This is a genomic window from Brucella pseudintermedia (assembly GCF_008932435.1).
GTDB lineage: Bacteria > Pseudomonadota > Alphaproteobacteria > Rhizobiales > Rhizobiaceae > Brucella > Brucella pseudintermedia.
This window is the reverse complement of record NZ_WBWE01000004.1, coordinates 214,877-232,965: the sequence shown is the minus strand read 5'-3', so window position 1 is coordinate 232,965 and position 18,089 is coordinate 214,877. Positions and strand designations below refer to the sequence as shown.

Here is an 18,089-nt window from a genome sequence, read left to right as displayed (position 1 = left end):
TTCATGCTGCCACTTGCGACAATCCCTGCGGCTTCGGCCCGCCATAAGCCCAGTCTATCAGTTCCACCGTGTGAACGATGGGCAGTTTGCTGCCCGTAGCAATCTGCGTCATGCAGCCGATATTGCCGGTGGCAATCAGATCGGCGCCCGTTGCCTCAATATTCTTGACCTTGCGGTCGCGAAGTTTTGTGGCGATCTCCGGCTGCATGATATTGTAAGTACCCGCCGACCCGCAGCATAGATGCCCCTCAAGCGGCTCTTTCACCTTGAAGCCTGCCCTTGAGAGCAGGTCCTTCGGTTGGCGTGTAATTTTTTGCCCGTGTTGCATGGAGCAGGCGGAATGATAGGCAACCGTCAAGGCTTGAGGCACGTCCGGTTCTGGCAACTCAATGCTGGCGAGATATTCGGTGATGTCCTTGGCCAGTGACGACACGCGCGCAGCTTTCTCGCTATAAGCAGGGTCCAGCCGCAACATGTAACCATAATCCTTGATGGTCGTCCCGCAACCCGACGCCGTGACAATGATTGCATCTAGCCCCCCGGCTTCGATTTCGCGCGTCCAGACGTCGACATTGTGCCGAGCCTGCTCAAGCGCCTGCTCTTCGCGCCCCATGTGATGCACCAGCGAACCGCAACAGCCCTCCCCCTTTGGGGTCACAACTTCAATGCCGAAGCGGTTCAGAAGACGCAAGGTCGCAGCATTGATGCCTGGATTGAGTACTGGTTGTGCACAACCGTTGAGGATTGCCACGCGGCCACGCTTTTCGCCCTTGGCGGCACTGACGGTTTCGATAGGGACAGCCGCTGGCAAATTCTGCGGCGCAAGATCGAGCATGGCTGCGATCGGACGCAAGGTCTGGCTGTTGCGGAAGAGCGATGCGAACGGCTTGCCGAGCTTTGCAAGCTTCAGCGCAGCGCGAAAACGGCTCGGATAAGGCAAAACCTGCGCCAATATCCCGCGCAGGAAGCGGTTCATGAAGGGACGTTTGTACGTCTTCTCAATATGCGCGCGCGCATGGTCGACCAGGTGCATATAATTGACGCCCGACGGGCAAGTCGTCATGCAGGAAAGGCAGGACAGGCATCGGTCCACATGGCGCACGATTTCCTCATCCGCCGGACGACCATTTTCCAGCATGTCCTTGATGAGATAGATGCGCCCGCGCGGACTGTCGAGTTCATTGCCGAGCGTCACATAAGTCGGGCATGTGGCGGTACAAAATCCACAATGCACGCACTTGCGCAGAATTTTTTCCGCTTCACTGACGCCGGGATCACGCAATTGCGCGGGGCTGAAATGGGTCTGCATGGTTTCAAGCTCCAGCCTGACGGGGATGCATACGCCCCGGATTGAGGATGTTTTCCGGATCGAACTGATGTTTCAGCCGCTGCGAAAGTGCGGCAAGCGCTGCTGGTTGCGGCTCGAACACCTCGACATTGGCGCGAACCTGCTCCGGTGCACGCACGAGCGTCGCGTGGCCACCGCCATATTTGGCAATGAGCTTGCGCAAAGTTTGTGCTTCCGGATCGGCTTCCATCCGCATCCAGATCAGCCCACCTTGCCAGTCGTAATAGGCATCCGCGCCGGCATGGCGGCGGAACTCGTCCACCATTCGCCAGCCCTGCATCGGAGCCATCGAAACACGCCAGACAGCTCGGTTGTCCCCTGCATTGGCATAAGGCAGGACGTCGCGCACTTCGCGCCAAAGCTGGTGCGACTGCGCTTCATCGAGCACATCGACCGATCCGCCAAGCAATGACCGCAATTGCTTGCTGCGATGCCCCACCGAAGGTGCGAAGCCTTCAAGCCGTAACACGGTTGCCGCGTCCCAGCCGAGCTTCCCTCCAAGAAAGCGATTGGCAACCGTCGGCGGCAGATGCGCTGCGGAAGCAACCTCCTCGCGCGACCCCATGGCAAGGGCCATGACACGCACCGCCTGCTCATCGGTCAAACCGCGTACGGCAAGCGTCGCCGCCGTTTCCGGCTTCGGCAGGACCTTGAACGTCACCTCGGTGGCGACGCCCAGCGTACCCCAGGAATTCGCCATCCCTTTGGACAAATCATAACCGGTCACGTTCTTGACCACGCGCCCGCCGGACTTGAAAACTTCGCCGCGCCCGGACACGACACGCACACCGAGCACGTGATCGCGCGCAGCGCCTGCCTTAAGACGGCGTGGCCCCGAAAGATTGGCGGCAAGCACGCCACCAATCGTGCCGCGGCCACTTTCACCCGATAGCAGCGGACCATAGTCCATCGGCTCGAAATGAAAGCACTGGTTGTTGTCGGCCAGAAGTTTTTCGATTTCGGACAGCGGTGTTCCGGCCTTGGCGGAAAGCACCAGCTCGTCCGGTTCATACAGGGTCACGCCGGTGAGCCCGGACACGTCCAGTATACGACCCGCATCGACGTGATGACCGATGCCACGCTTCGAACCGTGACCAATAATCTCCAGCGGAATGGAGCCCGCCAGCGCTTCTTGCACCGCCTCCAGAACACCCGCTTCGTCCTGCGGCTTCAGAATAGTTGTATCACTCATAATCCAAACCAAAGATCAGAACCGGGGAATGTCCGGGAAAGCCAGCTCACCACGACGCACATGCATACGCCCAAGCTCGGCGCAGCGACGCAATTGCGGAAAGACCTTACCGGGATTGAGGAGATGCTTGGCATCGAAGGCGCACTTGACGCGCATTTGCTGGTCGAGATCGATTTCGTTGAACATTTCCAGCATCAAATCGCGCTTTTCAATGCCGACCCCATGTTCGCCCGTGAGAACGCCGCCAACTTTCACGCAAAGCCGCAAAATGTCCGCACCAAAATCTTCCGCCGCTTCCAGTTCGCCAGGGATATTCGCATCATAGAGGATCAACGGGTGCAGATTGCCGTCGCCCGCATGGAACACATTGGCCACCCGCAATCCGTATTTTTCCGACAGGTCGCGCATGCCTGACAGCACGCGTGGAAGCTCCTTGCGGGGAATGGTGCCGTCCATGCATAGATAGTCCGGCGAGATGCGCCCCACTGCTGGAAAAGCGGCCTTGCGCCCGGCCCAGAAAGCCAGTCGCTGTTCTTCCGACTGGGACAGGATACAAGTTGTGGAGCCATTTTTCAGTGCCAGCGCTTCGACTCGTCCAATGAGATAATCCACCTCAACCGGCGGCCCATCGAGTTCGACAATCAGCAGCGCCTCCACATCCAGCGGATAGCCGACCCGTACGAAATCCTCCGCAGCCTTGATGGCTGGCCGGTCCATCATCTCCATGCCGCCGGGGATGATGCCCGCGCCGATAATGTCGGCGACGCACTGGCCCGCCTGTTCGCTGGAGGGAAAACCGACCATGACGGCGCGCGCCGTCTCCGGCTTTTGCAGGATGCGCACAGTAATTTCCGTCACGACGCCGAGCAGCCCTTCCGAACCGGTCATCAGACCAAGAAGATCGTAGCCCTCGCTATCGAGATGCTTGCCCCCGAGCCGGATCACCTCGCCGGTAATCAACACCATTTCAATGCCCAGAACATTATTGGCGGTGAGACCATATTTCAGGCAGTGCACGCCACCCGCATTTTCAGCGACGTTTCCGCCGATAGAGCAGGCAATCTGCGACGACGGATCAGGCGCGTAATAAAAACCCTCGTGTTCGACGGCCTTGGTAATGCCGAGATTGGTCACGCCAGGCTGCACCACGGCGACACGGTTGGGATAATCGATTTCCAGAATGCGGTTGAAACGCGACATCACCAGAAGCACGGCGTCCTGCAACGGCATGGACCCGCCGGAGAGCGAGGTCCCCGCCCCTCGTGGCACAAGACGAACGTTATTGTCGTGACAATAGCGCAGAACCCGCGCAACCTGATCGACGGTTTCGGGGAGCACAACCACCAGCGGCAGCGAGCGATGTGCCGTCAGACCGTCGCTCTCGAATACGCGCATCGCATTGATCGCATCGACAACGCCTTCGCCCGGCACGATGCCGCGCAGGTCCGCCACGATCTGCTCACGCCGTTCCATGACCGATGCATCCGGCTCCGGCATTATGAGTCCGCTCATATTCTCCTCCACCACTTGCATGGCCAAAGTGCATTCCATACCGTTTTCGTCAAGTGGTAAATCATTTTTACCACTTTAGACATCAGCTAAACAGTTTCCACGCTGCGGCATAATTGCTTGCCTAGTTTCCTGACGCTCGGCTAGATGCTTTTAAAATCAAAAGCATTAGCAAATGCAGCAGCAAGCGGGATAGCAGAACATGATGAGCAGTCTGGCCGATATGGAAATCTTTGCCCGCGTCGTGGCGACGGGCAGCATGTCCGCCGCCGCTCGTGATCTGGGTCTTTCTCCCGCAGTCGTATCCAAACGTCTCGGACGTTTGGAAGAGCGGTTGGGAACCCGCTTACTTCAACGTACAACCCGACAGATCGCACTTACCGAGGCCGGTCAGGGCTATCATGAGCGTGTGCTCGCAATTCTGTCCAACATCGAGGAAGCGGAAGCCTTTGTCGCCCGCCGTTCTGCTGATGCACGGGGTACATTGAAAATTTCGGCCCCAACGACTTTCGGGCGTATGCACATTGCCCCCTATCTTGTGCCGTTCATGCGCGCCAACGCCGATCTTACTGTCAATATGCAGCTCACGGACGAGATGGTGGATATTGTGGGGGATGGATACGATCTTGCTATCCGTATCGCTGAACTGTCCGATTCAACCCTCGTCGCGCGTCGGCTTGCACCCGTGCGCCGCATCCTCGTTGCATCACCGGACTATGTCGTGGAACGTGGTACACCGCAGACGATTGAGGATCTGCAAAACCATATCTGCCTGGCCCCGCACAACAACGACCCGTGGCGACTGGAAGGCCCCAAAGGGCCGATCGTCATTCGCCCGGTAGGACCGCTGCAAACCAATTCCAGCGAGATGGTGCGGGAGGCAGTTCTGGCGGGCCTTGGCATCGCGCAACGATCGACCTGGGATATCGGACCCGAACTTGCAGCCGGAAAGCTGGTACAGGTTCTGCCCGACTATGCGGCTTCTCGCAACGTTGCAATTCATGCCGTCTATCCATCGAAACAGTTTCTTCCGGCGAAGGTCCGACTGTTCATCGACTATCTCGCCGATCTTTATGGCCCTGTTCCCTATTGGGAGAGTGGAACGTCTCCACACGAAATAGCAAAGAAATAGACTGGCTTTCATTCGTCGGTTAGTAAGTCACGCACGCTCTATTAGCGTGACAGCATATAAAGCTGACTAAGCTTTTGATTCTAAAAGGCTTATCTCCCAGAGCAATCCGCTATTCAAGCGAATCGGATGCCTCCTCCCCTTGTCCTGATTTCTGGAAAAAATGATGAACACACCTGTACGCTTTATTCTCGCAATCATCGTCGCCGTGATCGTTGGCTGCGGCTTCATGGTCTATGACAAATCGCGTGGCGCCGAATGGGTCGTTTCTCCTCAGCAGATCGAGCAGGCCAAAGCCGAAGGCAAACCCGGCGTGGAAAGCCGTCCCGGCACCGTGACCGTACTGCCTATCCGTAGCGAGACCGCAGACGCGCTTCCCTTCAAATGGGCGATGTATGGTGTGGTCGCAGGACTTTTCGTGCTCGTCGCAACACGCAAGCGCAACAAAGCCTGATCATTTTTTGACGATCAACCATGAAAGCCCGGTTGTATTATGAACCGGGCTTTCAATTTCGATATATTCCGTTGCCGGATATGGGGCTAACGGCTACTTTGCCGCCGTCACAGAGAGGCTTCAAAGGGCATGGCGGAAACAATTTTTTCACGCATACAGGCTAGCCGCACCGCAGATGATGTTGTGCGCCAGATCGAAACGCTTATCCTCGAGGGCGTTCTGCGTGGCGGTGACCGCCTTCCCGGTGAACGCGAGCTGGCGCGCCAATTCGATATTTCGCGTCCCATCCTGCGCGACGCCCTGAAGAGACTGGAGGCCGCCGAACTTCTCGTTTCCCGCCATGGAGGAGGCACATTTGTCGCGGACGTGATTGGACAGGTATTCAGCGCTCCTGTCGTGAAGCTGTTTGCCGATCACCGCAAGGCGACCGCAGATTATCTCGAATATCGCCGGGAAATTGAAAGTATTGCCGCCGAATATGCCGCCTTGCGAGCTACACCGGCAGACAAGGCGCTTTTGACCGAAATCATGGAAGCCATGGAAAAGGCTCATGGCGTCAGTGACTTCGACACGGAAGCGCGTCTCGACGTGGAATTGCACAATGCCATCGGCGAGGCCGCTCATAATATCGTTCTGCTACACACCTTGCGGTCGTGCTATCAACTGCTGAAGGATGGCGTTTTCTACAATCGCGGTCTCATCTACAGCTATCCTGGCGTCGCTGACATGTTTTTGTCGCAGCACCGGGCCATTTACGATGCAGTCATGGCCGGAAATCCGCAGGCAGCGCGCGAAGCGGTACAAAAACACATACGTTTCGTTGAGCAGGCAACGCATGATCGCGAGCTTCACGAAGAACGCGAACGTGTCTCGCGCCTGCGCTATCGGCAGCGGGCCGGCGTGAAAGCAAGCAAAGACATGAAAGAAGACGATAGCGAATGAGTGTAGTTTTCAAGGATGCGAGAGCGCCCTACGGGATACGGCTTTATGCAATTGGCGACGTGCACGGCCGTCTCGACTTGTTGGAGGACATGCATGGGCTCATCCGTGCCGACCTTGATCGCCGTCCTGTCCATGACTGGCGCATCATTCATCTGGGCGATTATATCGATCGCGGCCCGAAATCGAAGGACGTGCTGGATTTCCTGATCGACGCGTCGGAACGGGACGAACGCGTGATTTCGCTGCTTGGCAATCACGACGACGGTTTTCTCACCTATCTCGCGACGGGAGACGTTGCGGGGATATTCGCACTGCATGGCGGCGTCGATACCGCTCGATCCTATGGTGTGGAAGTTGATTTTACCGATGCAGATTCAGCGCGCCGCGGTCATGCCGCGCTCGTCAAAGCCGTTCCGCAAAGTCATATAGACTTCATCCGCACCATGCCCCGCTCAGTCGATTTCGGCGACTTCTTCTTCTGTCATGCCGGCGTCAATCCCACAGTGTCACTCGATGCACAAGATCCCGAGGAACTGATCTGGATTCGTACCGCCTTCCTGAAATGGACAGAACCATTCGAAAAAGTCGTCATCCACGGTCATACACCGCAGAGCGCTATCGATATTCAGCCCAACAGGGTCAATCTCGATACTTATGCATGGAAAAGCGGCCAGCTTTCAGCCATCGTGATCGATGGCGCGGAAAAGCGTTTTATTGAAGCGAGAAAAAGCGCTTAGTGCGCGCTGGAAATGCCGTAACCGTCTGTAGACATCGCATTGTTGCCCGCATCGACGGTGAATATGCCGACCGCCATGAACACAATCGCGGAAACCATCAGAACGGTAAGAAGAGCGGCATGCTTGGCGGTCATATTCGGAAACTCTTTCGACTGGGCCGGACAAAGTTCTTTAGACGAGCCGCCACTTGGGAGCACGGCGATCAGCCTTGCCCGTTCGGTCGCTGCCCGGGGGACGGCGTTCAGTTACACCCGAAAAAAGTTACCCGCAACTGAACGGTTCCGGCCGGATCACCGCTTTTTTGAAGGGCAGAACTGATTGGCTGCACGCTGTGGCAAAGGGGCAACGCAAAACAGCGACTTAAGGTTAAGGCGCCGTTACGAAACCTCTAGATCTGGCTTACCCAAGCCCTTGCCAATGCAGCGCCGGCAGCATCCGCTCCTACTCCGAATGTCCCTGCAAGCGCGGGATACTGCACTGCCCATTCCGGAGCAAAGCTCGATATCAGACCGCCAAGCTGATCGTTCCATTCGGCTACGAGTTGTGTGTCTGCCTCAAAATGGAACTGCGTGCCATAGACGGCACGTCCGATACGATAGGCTTGATGAGGCGTCATATCGCTCGTTGCCATGTGGATTGCATCCTTCGGCAGCGAAAACGTATCGCGATGCCAGTGAAAGATTGGAAAGGCATCACCTGCCGCGGACAGGACCGGATCGCTCTTGCCATTTTCCGTAAGCCGAACCTCCCGCCAGCCGAACTCCATGGGTCGGTCAAGAATGTTCTCGCCACCATATGCGCGCGCTATGAGTTGGCTGCCCAGACAAATGCCGAGAGCGGCCTTATCGCTGCTGCCAAATCTGCGTATAAGTTCCAGCAGATGCGGGAAATAAGGACATTCATCGTCGGCGAGCGCGTTCTGCTCACCGCCAAGAACGATCAAGGCCTGATATCCATCGTCGTCCACCGGTAGCGTATCCCCATCATAGGGATGACGCAGATCGATGGAAAAGCCCGCATCTGTCAGGACGGGTTCAATCTGTCCCAACCCCGACCCTTTGTAGTTTTGAACGACCAGCACGCCCATGATATCCCCTGCCGACTTTCACACTCGGTATCACGGAAAAGAGTCCGGCGACAGCCGGATCGTTGATCAGTTCACGACCGAAACGCTTACCGTTCGGCCTGCAACGAGGTGCACGCTGTCCGGCACATCCTCAAGTTTCACGCGCACCGGCACGCGCTGCGCCAGCCGCACCCAGTTGAATGTCGGCGAAACATTCGCAAGCAAGCTCGATGAATCGCTACGCTCGCGATCCTCTATTCCTCCGGCGATACCTTCGACCTTCCCCTTGAGCTGAACCTTGCTGCCCATGATATCGATCACCACCGGATCGCCCACCCGGATACGTTCGAGCTTATTTTCTTCAAAATAGCCGGAAACATAATAGGAATCCGTATCAACGAGAGCCGTCACCGCCGAACCGGCGGAAACATAATCGCCCGGCTGAAGCGAGAAGTTGGTCACCACACCGTTTACGGGCGCTTTCACCGACGACCGGTCCAGATTGAGCGCTGCGAGATCACGGTCCAGTTGCGCTTGCCGATAAGCAGCTTGCGCCTGCTGGGCCGTCGTTTCAATCTGTTCGAGCTTCTGGCGAGTCACGGTCGTATCGTTGAGTTGGCGATAGCGAACCAGATCACGGTTGGCCATGTCGAGCGCCGCCTTGCTGCTATCGACCTTTGCTTCTGCCGTTTGCAGGGCGAGCTTGTATCGGGCCTGATCAATGCGGAAGATCACGTCGCCGCGATGAACCGCCTCGTTGTCGTGGACAAGCACTTCGCCAACCAGTCCTGAAACATCCGGCGCGACACGCACAACATCTGCACGGATCTTGCCGTCACGGGTCCAAGGCGCATTCATGTAGTAGTCCCATAAATGCCAGCCAAGAAGCCCTGCCATCGTGACCATGACGAGGGTTACAAACACACGGCCTGAATGGGCAAAGAGCTTTTTCATAGCGGTATTCCATTGAGGATGACGGCTGCTGAGCCGAGAATGCAAAAATACATGGCAGCATCGAACAAAGGCCGGTGCCATACGAAACGATAGAAGCGGGCGCGCGCCAGAAGCCGTTGCATGATCGAGTTTGCGAAATAGGCTCCGAGCGCCAGCACGCCGAGGGTAGGAATGTAGATTCCGTAAATGTCGAGTTCAGGTTGCATCACAAATCACATTGTCTTCATGCTGCTTGCGGAAGGTCCATCAGCGGACGCGGCGGCAAGGCAAAAGGTGGCGCTTTTGGGAAAAGATTGAAGCGTAGCGCGACCAGCGCCATTCTCGTGCGCTTGGCAATCGCTGGCGATCCGCTCTCAATAATGGCCGTGATCGCCTGATCGATGGAGGCGAGCAGATTTCTGTCGATTTCACCAGCCTCCTGCGGCCTATTGGCCAAGGCCCGGTAATGCGCACCGACACCATCCAGAACTGCATCGACAGCCGCCCGGCAGTTTTCAGGCAGTTTGGTACGATATTGCTGAAGATCGATCGTGTTCATGCCATTTCGCAGATCGCGCAGCAGATCGACCTTCGCGACGTCAGCCGCCGCAACAAGCGCCAGACGGGGCGTCATCATGCCGATGCGGTCGATCATGCGCAGCAGCAAGCGGTTCATGCGCTGGCGGCGATGTCGTCCCGGGCCACGTTCAGCAGCAAGCGCGATGTCGTTCCATCCCGCCCTGATGAGACGACGAACGCTCCATTCCGCACCCACCGATCGTACAATCGAGGTTACGACCGCAGCGATAACGATCCCCAAAACCGTGGCCAGATTGGCATTGGCAAAACTCACAAAATCGTGGGTCAGATGGCCTTGCAGCATGAGCATGTTCGGCAAGTTTACGCAAAGAACCATTCCCAGCAGAAATTGCGATGGAGTGGCAAGCAGCAGACCTGCCGGAATGAGGAACAGCCCCAACACCAGAACCAGTGGGAAGAAGCCATCGACAAGCGGCAGTAGCGCAAACTCAAAAATGAAAGCAGCCGCAATAACGATCAGGAGCAGCCAGTTGAACTTGCGCATCACAGGCACAGGATCGTCCATGGTAGCGAAGATGCAGCAGAAGATGCCCGCCATCATGGCTGCGGCGCTGCCTTGGGACCAGCCGCTGGCGATCCAGAAGGCGGTCGCCACGCAGGTAGCCAGAAGAGCCGAAAAGCCCGATAGAAAGGCCATGCCGTAGTCGCGATGCATGGGGCGAGCTTTCAGATGGGCGTCGTAGCGACGCCACCGCAGCGAATGCCGCGAACCCGACAGGATATCCTGGCGCAACGTGATGCAATCGCTCCATATCTGGATCAGATCGCGAACGCGAGCAGCGACGTTGAAAGGCAGCAATTCGTCCCAGCGCGTCGCATCCTTCCCGTGCCGATCTATATCTTCGATCAATCGCAACAGAACGGTGCGGCGTTCCTCCGTCAGGTTCTCGCCGCTTTCTATCCAGTCGCAAGCTTCGTCCAAGAGCTTCTGTACAGCAGGATGCCAGGGCTGCGCGTTTTCATCGGGCTTCAGCGCCAGCACGTCATGCAAGCTCGATATGATTGGAAGAACAGCCACCATACGCTGCTGCAGCACATGCAGCAGCGCACCAACATTTCTGATCGATGAGGTGTCATAGGCAACATGCGTCGTCAGATTGCGCAGCTCAAGCGCATCGGCTGCCAGACGCTGACGATCCCGAAGGAATTCCGGCGTGGCACCCTCTCCTCGCAGGCTCGCCAGCGCGAGCTTTGAACCATCCCGCAGCCAGTTATCGATACGGCTGACGAGTACCGGACCGCTATGGCGCGGAAAGACGAGACGATTGACGACGGCAGCGCAAATAATGCCGATCGCGATTTCTTCCACGCGGCCCACAGCATAGTCGAACGTCGTTTCCGGCACGGAAACAACGGCAAAGCTGGCGATTGCCACCGTATAACCGGCAAGCATGAACAGATAGCTGCGCGGAGTGCCGTCAAGCAGGCTGATTGCAAGGCAAAGCCCCATCCAGAGCCCGATGGCCAATGTTAGGATTTCAGGCGAATTGACCAGATGCGGCACGAATAGAACGGTCACCGCGCCGCCGATGATCGTACCGATGAGGCGGTAGAATCCTTTTGACGTGGTGGCCCCGGACAACGGATGCGCAACGATATAAACTGCCGCAATGGACCAGTAAGGATTGGGCAGATTGGCCATCAAGCCGATCCAAAGCGCCAGCATGCCCGCAGCGAAAGTCTTCAATGAAAAGACGACATCCCAAAATTTCGGGGTTGTTTCGGCTGGTTTCGTCATGGCTTGGGGGGGCACCGGTTGAACGCAATGCGCCTTTCCGGTCAGACGGCCGATCAGAAAGACTATATTTCAAATTTCTCATTCAGCTTGCGCAAGACTTCCATGGCGACATCGACCGCATCGGAATCGAAATCGCCAAGGAAAAAAGCGCGAAGACGGGCAGCAGACTTTTCCACCTCGGCGGCAAGAGCGCGGCCATCCTCTGTCAGTTGGATGAGCTTGACGCGACGATCAGCATCATCGGCAATCCGCTGGATCAGGCCGTCCCTTTCCAACTCGTCGACGACCCGGACAATCGTTGCCCCTTCGATCCCGACCCTTTCGGCCAGCACACCTTGAGGAACACGATCTCCATGCCGCAAGAGGATCATCAGCGGTATGGCTTTCGCGTCGGAAAGACCATGTTCCGCCATCGCCGCATCGAAAGCTTTCCGCCATCCTCTGGCGGTACTGGCAAGAAGCGGCGCGAATTCGACCCACGCTTGTTTCATCACATCAATTCCATTCAAATAGATAGCTTCATACCTATATGGATACAATCTAGTTAATTGCAACTTGGCTGATATTTCCCATCAATTGTTTGTGTAGGAATGCTCATCAATTGCCTCATCATGCGTCGCCAAGGCGCTTGACCGCCGCCCCTGCCCTCTGCCATCGATGCTGACATGCGCGCAAATTACAAAATGCAGAGACTATATGTTGAAAACGATCTCGAATCTGGTAGCCGGGTTGAGGTCGCTTCACAAGCCGGACATTATCTTACGCATGTTCTGCGATTGAAGGACGGTGACGAAATTCTGACCTTCAATGGCCGTGACGGTGAATGGAAATCACGGCTGAGACCGGAGGGTAAAAAGCGGCTTTTCCTTGAGCCCTTCGAGCAAACGCGTCCACAGCCGCCGGCCAGTGACCTGATCTATTGCTTCGCCCCGCTGAAACAGGGTCGGCTGGACTATATGGTGCAAAAAGCCGTGGAGATGGGCGCTGGCGTCCTGCAACCGGTTATTACACAGCATACCCAGATTCCGAAACTGGGAACTGACCGCGTCAGAGCCAATGCGATAGAGGCTGCGGAACAATGCGGCGTTCTTTCCTTGCCTGAATGCTGCGAAGCCATCCGCTTTGACCGCTTCATCGAACACTGGGATGAGACCCGTCACCTGATCTTCTGCGATGAAGGGCACGAATCGGACGATCCGCTGACTATCTTGCAGGCCATGAAGCCCGGCCCCGCCGCGTTGTTGATCGGGCCCGAAGGCGGTTTTTCGGAAGGCGAACGCCAGACACTGCGAGGGCTTCCATACGTAACGGCTATTCCGCTCGGCCCGCGAATCCTGCGCGCTGATACCGCAGCCGTCGCCGCCATGGCTTTGGTACAATCGGTGCTCGGAGACTGGCGCAATGCAGGATGACGTTCTCGAAACATGATGTTCAATGGAATTGACTTGCGCGATTTGACAAATTTGTCCAATCACGCTGAAACGCGAAAAATCGACTAGGGACAGACTGCATGGCGCGCGATACGACGGACGAAACGGCACTGACGGGCGTTGAACAACTGGCAGATTATCTGGCTGGCGGATGCAAGCCCAAGGACGCCTGGCGTATCGGCACCGAGCATGAAAAATTTCCATTCTATACGGCCGATAACAGTCCAGTCCCTTATGAGGGGCCGCGCGGCATCAAAGCCATCCTCGAAGGCATGCAGGCCAAGCTAGGCTGGGAGCCCATTATCGATGAAGGCAACATCATCGGCTTGGTGGAACCAACCGGACAAGGCGCAATTTCGCTTGAGCCGGGTGGCCAGTTCGAGCTTTCCGGTGCACCGCTCTCCACCATTCATCAGACATGCCGGGAAGTGAACGCGCATCTTTCACAGGTCCGCGAAATAGCAGAACCACTGGGAATTCGCTTTTTGGGTGTCGGCGGCAGCCCGAAATGGACCTTGACCGAAACGCCCGTCATGCCGAAATCGCGCTACAAGATCATGACCAACTACATGCCCAAAGTCGGGCATGAAGGTCTGGACATGATGTATCGCACTTCAACCATTCAGGTGAATCTGGATTTCAGTTCTGAACGGGACATGCGCCGCAAGATGCAGGTTTCGATGAAACTGCAATCGGTGGCGACAGCACTTTTCGCCAGTTCTCCATTCACGGAAGGCAAGCCGAACCGCCTGCTATCCTGGCGGTCGAGTATCTGGCGCGATACCGACAATCAGCGTTCGGGCGTGCTGCCTTTCGTCTTTTCGGAAAATTTTGGTTTTGCCGACTATGTTGAATGGGCGCTCGACGTCCCGATGTACTTCATTCTGCGCGACGGCCATTATCATGACTGCACGCATGTCACCTTCCGCCAGTTCATGAACGGTGCACTTAAAGGCGAGGTAAGTGATCCGCTGCCCAATATGGGCGACTGGACCAACCACCTTTCCACTCTTTTCCCTGAAGTGCGCCTGAAGCGCTTCCTGGAGATGCGTGGCGCCGATGGGGGGCCATGGCGCCGCATTTGTGCCCTTCCAGCCTATTGGGTGGGTTTGCTCTATGACGAAGAAGCCCTGACAGCCGCCGAGCTTCTGACCAAGGACTGGACGTATGAAGAAGTGCTTGCGCTTCGCAACGAAGTTCCAGCCAAGGCATTGAACACAACCTTCCGCGGCAAGCCATTGGAACAGATCGCCCGCGAGACTTTAAAAATCTCTCGTCTGGGCCTTTTGAACCGCAACAAGCTCAACAGTGAAGGTCATGACGAAACCCACTTCCTCGCGCCGCTTGAGGAGATCGTCGCCGCCGGTGTGACTGATGCCGAGCGTATGCTGAAAGCATATAACAGCGTTTGGGCGGGATCGGTCGACCCGATCTTTCTGGAATATGCCTATTAAGCCTTGTGCCCCAAAGCACATGGAGCACAAAGGGCGCGAAATTCGCGCCCTTTGTATTTTAATCAGCTCACAACCTGTTGGCCTTTGCTTGGATCGGGTATCACGACGATCGTGCTGCCATCACGCACATTATTATATAGATCGATCACATCCTGATTGAGCATGCGTATACATCCTGACGACACAGCCTTACCGATGCTCCAGGCTTCCGGCGATCCATGGATGCGGTAAAGCGTATCGCGCCCATCCTTGTGGATATACATCGCTCTTGCACCAAGCGGGTTCTTAATCCCGGGGGGCATTCCGCCATTGGCAATGCTGTAGGGCTCCAGCGATGGCTGGCGAGCGACCATCTCATCCGGCGGCGTCCAGCGCGGCCACTGGCGCTTATAAGCGATCTTTGCGCGTCCCGCCCAAGCAAAACCGTCGCGCCCCACCCCGATACCATAGCGCATGGCCCGGCCATTACCGAGTACATGATAAAGATACTTGTTCGGCGTATCGACGATGACAGTGCCTTTCACTTCGTCCGTCGGGTACTCGACTTCCTGCCGCCAAAATTTGGGATCGACCTTGCTCGTATCGACAGCAGGGATAGGAAACTGCTCGTCAGGCAACGCCTGGTACATCAGCGGCACGGGTCGCGAAGGCGCTGGTTGAGGCAGTTTTTTCGCCGGTTGAGTCGGCTGCGATACAGCCGAAACACAGCCCGACAACGCAATGGCGCTCGCACCTATAATAAAGCCACGACGGCTGAAGGAAGCCTTCGCAAAGCCATTTGCAAGGTCGTCCTGAGAATTTTTACGCGACATCCTGAATCTCTAACAATGACAGATGCGCAAGAAAAAGGATGCTCAAGCTTAAGTCAGCCTTAAGGCCACCCGAACTCAGCCGAAAGCGGAAAACAACGCGATTGGATGTTGCTAAAATAGCGATCCCTGATTGTCGGAGCCGGGAGATTGAACTTTCTTCGTTTGGGCAGGCTTTCCTCGCTCACTCCCACTGCCCTCATCCGCGACCGCGGCCACGACGCCATCGCGAAACCGGATCGATAATGCTTCGCCAGCCGATACGGTTGCAGCCTGCTTCACCGGCGTCCCTTCTGCATCGAAGACAACCGCAAAACCACGCTCCAGCACGCTTTCATAAGAAAGCGTACGCATGAGACGTTCCAACTCCTGACCGCGTCGTTTGGCTCTTTCAATAAGAAGCCGCACAGCCTGATCGCGACGACGATCCAACTGCTCTATCGAGAGGGTCGCAAGCTTGGTGCGTCGCAGTACGGGCTCAGCAGAAAGACGATTTGCCCGATGTGTGAAAGCAATCCGCCGTTCGCGCAGGAATTTCTCAAGCGCTCGTGGCAATCTTTGTCCAAGAACGGAAATCCCGCGTTCCAGCTCCGTGAACCGGCGCTGCAGAAGACGCGGCGATAACTGTCTTGCATGACCTTCGAAGTGCACCCGCTTCTTTTGCGTATTGACGAACAAAGCGCGCGTGAGACGCGAAGCTGCCTCATCGAACCGCCGGCGCGGCAAAGCCAATAGCTGGTCAGCCGATGGAAGGGCCCGCGCCGCGGAACGGTGCGTTTGCCGTTTCAGGTCGATAAAGCGGGAAATGGCAGATGAAAGCCGTGCGGATTGCCCCGCCAGCGCGGCCAGCAAATCCGCTTTTACCGGTACCGCCATTTCTGCCGCACCTGTCGGCGTAGGAGCGCGAATATCGGCTGCGAGATCAATCAAGGTCCAGTCAGTTTCATGGCCAACAGCCGAAATCACGGGGATATGCGATGCAGCAACCGCGCGTACAACGATTTCGTCGTTAAACCCCCACAGGTCTTCCAGACTGCCGCCACCGCGCGCCACGATGATTATATCGGGCCGCGGAATGGCTCCGCCTTCGGGCAAAGCGTTGAAACCATTTACGGCGGCGGCCACTTCGGGCCCGCTTGTTTCGCCCTGCACGCGCACCGGCCAAACCATGACGTGCAAGGGATAACGGTCTGTGATCCGGTGAATGATGTCTCGAATGACCGCCCCGGTTGGAGAAGTTACCACCCCAATCACACGAGGCATGAAAGGCAGAAGCTGCTTTACGGCAGGATCGAACAAGCCTTCCAAAGCCAGCCGCCGCTTGCGTTCCTCCAGAAGCGCCATCAGCGCTCCGGCGCCGGCAGGCTCCATCTGTTCGATGACGATCTGATATTTGGAAGAGCCCGGATAAGTGGTGAGTTTGCCAGTGGCAATCACCTCCATCCCTTCTTCGGGCCGGAAGCGCAACCGGCTCATTGAACCGCGCCAGATAACGGCCTCCAGCCGCGACCGATCGTCTTTCAATGCAAAATAGGCGTGCCCCGACGAATGCGGGCCACGATAGCCGGAAATTTCGCCGCGTACGCGCACATGCCCGAACACATCCTCGACCGTGCGCTTCAACGCGCCGGAAATCTCGGAAACGCTGTACTCGGCGACATTGGACGATGCGCCGGTAAAACTCGAATCGGAACCCATGCTCATCCCATCATAGGCAACCAGGTGGCATGGCTGGTCAAGGAGCCATGCGGCGATTTACTGCTTCGTCACCAGCCTGGCAGCAATTCGTCGGCTCGTACCCTCCTCGTACGAACCGCCGGAAACGGCGAAATTTCCGCCGAAGCCATCGCGCCGGGTTGTGGTGACGATATATTGTCTAGACTTTCAATGATGTGCTGTGCAAGCGCATCTACGACAGCGTTTTGTTTTGTATGACCACGCATGATGCCGATGCCGAATTCCGGCAACATTCCGAAACCATCGGCCTCACCAAGCACGCGCATGCCCGGACGGAGCGCGCATTCCGGAAGCACCGAAACCGCAAGCCCGGAAAGAACCGCGGCCGCCAGCACTGTGGCGGACCAGCTCGTGATTATGATGCGGTAATCACGCCGGGCCGCCTCCAGCACATCGATAGCGGCATGACGCCAGATACAGGTTGGACGTCCCACGGCAAGCGGCAACACGGCTTCTTCATGCACTGCATGGTTGGCGGACGTAACCCAAAGCAAGGGCTCCGTGCGAACGACCTCAGACCGTCGTTTGTCATCGCACTGGGTGACGAGGGCGATATCCAGCGTTCCGCGGCGAATCATCTCGTCCAGATTGACAGTAGGTTCGCACACGACCGACAATTCGACGCGCGGATTTGATCTGGCAAACCGCGCCATGATTTCCGGGAGGAAGCGATCCGCATAATCGTCCGGCGTACCGATGCGAATATGGCCTTCCAATTGAGTATCGTCGAATGCCGCGATGGTTTCGCCATTGAGCTGCATCATGCGGCGCGCATAAAGCAATAGCCGCTCCCCCTCTTCGGTAAGACGATTGGTTCGTCCGTCTCGTTCGAACAAAGGCTTGCCGATGCGCTCTTCCAAACGGCGCATCTGCATCGAAACAGCCGATTGTGTCTTGAAAACAGCATCCGCGGCACGCGTAAAACTGCCTGTATCCGCGATGGCTATAAAGGTCTGCAACTGATCGAGATCCAGAGGCGTGCTCATTGGCGTGATCCATCACTATTATTGA

At 56.7% G+C, this 18,089-nt stretch carries 18 protein-coding genes; 6 read left to right on the top strand and 12 right to left on the bottom strand.

Features of this window, described 5'->3' with window-relative positions:
• Nucleotide 1: 1 nt before the first annotated feature.
• From glcF to F9K78_RS07285, 3 genes are read right to left on the bottom strand one after another with little or no spacing between them, the layout of a single operon-like run.
• On the bottom strand, nucleotides 2-1,309 hold the full coding sequence (glcF, locus tag F9K78_RS07295; RefSeq protein ID WP_121986281.1) for a glycolate oxidase subunit GlcF: 1,308 nt from the start codon (nucleotides 1,307-1,309) through the stop codon (nucleotides 2-4).
• A 4-nt stretch (nucleotides 1,310-1,313) separates the two neighbouring features.
• Nucleotides 1,314-2,540: a glycolate oxidase subunit GlcE gene (gene glcE, locus F9K78_RS07290; protein WP_121986280.1), complete on the bottom strand. Its 1,227-nt coding sequence runs from the start codon at nucleotides 2,538-2,540 to the stop codon at nucleotides 1,314-1,316.
• A 15-nt stretch (nucleotides 2,541-2,555) separates the two neighbouring features.
• A complete protein-coding gene (locus F9K78_RS07285; protein ID WP_121981009.1) occupies nucleotides 2,556-4,052 on the bottom strand; it encodes an FAD-linked oxidase C-terminal domain-containing protein in 1,497 nt (498 codons plus the stop codon).
• A gap of 199 nt (nucleotides 4,053-4,251) precedes the next feature.
• On the opposite strand from F9K78_RS07285, the gene F9K78_RS07280 reads away from it, so the two are divergent.
• The 4 genes from F9K78_RS07280 (at nucleotide 4,252) to F9K78_RS07265 (ending at nucleotide 7,311) form a co-directional block, all read left to right on the top strand.
• The gene (locus tag F9K78_RS07280; RefSeq protein WP_121981010.1) at nucleotides 4,252-5,181 is read left to right on the top strand and encodes a LysR family transcriptional regulator; all 930 of its coding nucleotides are present in this window, start codon (nucleotides 4,252-4,254) and stop codon (nucleotides 5,179-5,181) included.
• 163 nt (nucleotides 5,182-5,344) lie between these two features.
• Nucleotides 5,345-5,632, top strand: a complete 288-nt coding sequence (locus F9K78_RS07275) for a hypothetical protein (protein ID WP_121981011.1) — start codon at nucleotides 5,345-5,347, stop codon at nucleotides 5,630-5,632.
• Between the two features lie 129 nt (nucleotides 5,633-5,761).
• Entirely contained in the window at nucleotides 5,762-6,574 is an 813-nt protein-coding gene (locus F9K78_RS07270; protein ID WP_121986279.1) for an FCD domain-containing protein, read from the top strand.
• Nucleotides 6,571-7,311, top strand: a complete 741-nt coding sequence (locus F9K78_RS07265; protein WP_121986278.1) for a metallophosphoesterase — start codon at nucleotides 6,571-6,573, stop codon at nucleotides 7,309-7,311. The genes F9K78_RS07270 and F9K78_RS07265 overlap by 4 nt, the downstream gene beginning before the upstream one ends.
• Here F9K78_RS07265 and F9K78_RS21855 read toward each other — a convergent pair.
• From F9K78_RS21855 to F9K78_RS07240, 6 genes are all read right to left on the bottom strand, one after another.
• The gene (locus tag F9K78_RS21855; RefSeq protein ID WP_010660970.1) at nucleotides 7,308-7,445 is read right to left on the bottom strand and encodes a hypothetical protein; all 138 of its coding nucleotides are present in this window, start codon (nucleotides 7,443-7,445) and stop codon (nucleotides 7,308-7,310) included. The genes F9K78_RS07265 and F9K78_RS21855 overlap by 4 nt on opposite strands.
• Before the next feature lie 254 nt (nucleotides 7,446-7,699).
• Nucleotides 7,700-8,398 carry a type 1 glutamine amidotransferase gene (locus F9K78_RS07260; RefSeq protein WP_121986277.1) on the bottom strand — a complete coding sequence of 233 codons (699 nt, stop codon included), beginning with the start codon at nucleotides 8,396-8,398 and terminating at the stop codon, nucleotides 7,700-7,702.
• Between the two features lie 66 nt (nucleotides 8,399-8,464).
• Nucleotides 8,465-9,331, bottom strand: coding sequence for an efflux RND transporter periplasmic adaptor subunit (locus tag F9K78_RS07255; protein WP_121981015.1), 867 nt, complete (start codon nucleotides 9,329-9,331; stop codon nucleotides 8,465-8,467).
• Nucleotides 9,328-9,537 (bottom strand): DUF1656 domain-containing protein, encoded by a 210-nt coding sequence (locus F9K78_RS07250; protein ID WP_121981016.1) that lies wholly within the window; start codon nucleotides 9,535-9,537, stop codon nucleotides 9,328-9,330. Before F9K78_RS07250 ends, F9K78_RS07255 begins: the two co-directional genes overlap by 4 nt.
• A gap of 17 nt (nucleotides 9,538-9,554) precedes the next feature.
• The gene (locus F9K78_RS07245; RefSeq protein WP_121986276.1) at nucleotides 9,555-11,648 is read right to left on the bottom strand and encodes an FUSC family protein; all 2,094 of its coding nucleotides are present in this window, start codon (nucleotides 11,646-11,648) and stop codon (nucleotides 9,555-9,557) included.
• 62 nt (nucleotides 11,649-11,710) lie between these two features.
• The gene (locus tag F9K78_RS07240) at nucleotides 11,711-12,139 is read right to left on the bottom strand and encodes a MarR family winged helix-turn-helix transcriptional regulator (protein WP_121986275.1); all 429 of its coding nucleotides are present in this window, start codon (nucleotides 12,137-12,139) and stop codon (nucleotides 11,711-11,713) included.
• 174 nt (nucleotides 12,140-12,313) lie between these two features.
• Here F9K78_RS07240 and F9K78_RS07235 point away from each other — a divergent pair, with 174 nt between their 5' ends.
• Entirely contained in the window at nucleotides 12,314-13,060 is a 747-nt protein-coding gene (locus tag F9K78_RS07235; protein WP_121986274.1) for a 16S rRNA (uracil(1498)-N(3))-methyltransferase, read from the top strand.
• Nucleotides 13,061-13,158: 98 nt separating this feature from the next.
• Nucleotides 13,159-14,532, top strand: a complete 1,374-nt coding sequence (locus F9K78_RS07230; protein ID WP_121986273.1) for a glutamate--cysteine ligase — start codon at nucleotides 13,159-13,161, stop codon at nucleotides 14,530-14,532.
• A gap of 62 nt (nucleotides 14,533-14,594) precedes the next feature.
• Here the strand turns inward: F9K78_RS07230 and F9K78_RS07225 are convergent, their stop codons facing one another.
• From F9K78_RS07225 to F9K78_RS07215, 3 genes are all read right to left on the bottom strand, one after another.
• Nucleotides 14,595-15,344, bottom strand: a complete 750-nt coding sequence (locus F9K78_RS07225) for a L,D-transpeptidase (RefSeq protein WP_121981021.1) — start codon at nucleotides 15,342-15,344, stop codon at nucleotides 14,595-14,597.
• Between the two features lie 111 nt (nucleotides 15,345-15,455).
• Nucleotides 15,456-17,039, bottom strand: a complete 1,584-nt coding sequence (xseA, locus tag F9K78_RS07220; RefSeq protein ID WP_121986272.1) for an exodeoxyribonuclease VII large subunit — start codon at nucleotides 17,037-17,039, stop codon at nucleotides 15,456-15,458.
• 68 nt (nucleotides 17,040-17,107) lie between these two features.
• Nucleotides 17,108-18,064: a LysR substrate-binding domain-containing protein gene (locus F9K78_RS07215; RefSeq protein WP_151682112.1), complete on the bottom strand. Its 957-nt coding sequence runs from the start codon at nucleotides 18,062-18,064 to the stop codon at nucleotides 17,108-17,110.
• Nucleotides 18,065-18,089 lie beyond the last annotated feature (25 nt).

What these genes read in the sequence shown, in the direction of transcription:
- glcF (WP_121986281.1), bottom strand. Translation starts at nt 1,309, where the DNA reads ATGCAGACCCATTTCAGCCCCGCGCAATTGCGTGATCCCGGCGTCAGT.
- glcE (WP_121986280.1), bottom strand. Translation starts at nt 2,540, where the DNA reads ATGAGTGATACAACTATTCTGAAGCCGCAGGACGAAGCGGGTGTTCTG.
- F9K78_RS07285 (WP_121981009.1), bottom strand. Translation starts at nt 4,052, where the DNA reads ATGAGCGGACTCATAATGCCGGAGCCGGATGCATCGGTCATGGAACGG.
- F9K78_RS07280 (WP_121981010.1), top strand. Translation starts at nt 4,252, where the DNA reads ATGATGAGCAGTCTGGCCGATATGGAAATCTTTGCCCGCGTCGTGGCG.
- F9K78_RS07275 (WP_121981011.1), top strand. Translation starts at nt 5,345, where the DNA reads ATGAACACACCTGTACGCTTTATTCTCGCAATCATCGTCGCCGTGATC.
- F9K78_RS07270 (WP_121986279.1), top strand. Translation starts at nt 5,762, where the DNA reads ATGGCGGAAACAATTTTTTCACGCATACAGGCTAGCCGCACCGCAGAT.
- F9K78_RS07265 (WP_121986278.1), top strand. Translation starts at nt 6,571, where the DNA reads ATGAGTGTAGTTTTCAAGGATGCGAGAGCGCCCTACGGGATACGGCTT.
- F9K78_RS21855 (WP_010660970.1), bottom strand. Translation starts at nt 7,445, where the DNA reads ATGACCGCCAAGCATGCCGCTCTTCTTACCGTTCTGATGGTTTCCGCG.
- F9K78_RS07260 (WP_121986277.1), bottom strand. Translation starts at nt 8,398, where the DNA reads ATGGGCGTGCTGGTCGTTCAAAACTACAAAGGGTCGGGGTTGGGACAG.
- F9K78_RS07255 (WP_121981015.1), bottom strand. Translation starts at nt 9,331, where the DNA reads ATGAAAAAGCTCTTTGCCCATTCAGGCCGTGTGTTTGTAACCCTCGTC.
- F9K78_RS07250 (WP_121981016.1), bottom strand. Translation starts at nt 9,537, where the DNA reads ATGCAACCTGAACTCGACATTTACGGAATCTACATTCCTACCCTCGGC.
- F9K78_RS07245 (WP_121986276.1), bottom strand. Translation starts at nt 11,648, where the DNA reads ATGACGAAACCAGCCGAAACAACCCCGAAATTTTGGGATGTCGTCTTT.
- F9K78_RS07240 (WP_121986275.1), bottom strand. Translation starts at nt 12,139, where the DNA reads ATGAAACAAGCGTGGGTCGAATTCGCGCCGCTTCTTGCCAGTACCGCC.
- F9K78_RS07235 (WP_121986274.1), top strand. Translation starts at nt 12,314, where the DNA reads ATGCGCGCAAATTACAAAATGCAGAGACTATATGTTGAAAACGATCTC.
- F9K78_RS07230 (WP_121986273.1), top strand. Translation starts at nt 13,159, where the DNA reads ATGGCGCGCGATACGACGGACGAAACGGCACTGACGGGCGTTGAACAA.
- F9K78_RS07225 (WP_121981021.1), bottom strand. Translation starts at nt 15,344, where the DNA reads ATGTCGCGTAAAAATTCTCAGGACGACCTTGCAAATGGCTTTGCGAAG.
- xseA (WP_121986272.1), bottom strand. Translation starts at nt 17,039, where the DNA reads ATGGGTTCCGATTCGAGTTTTACCGGCGCATCGTCCAATGTCGCCGAG.
- F9K78_RS07215 (WP_151682112.1), bottom strand. Translation starts at nt 18,064, where the DNA reads ATGAGCACGCCTCTGGATCTCGATCAGTTGCAGACCTTTATAGCCATC.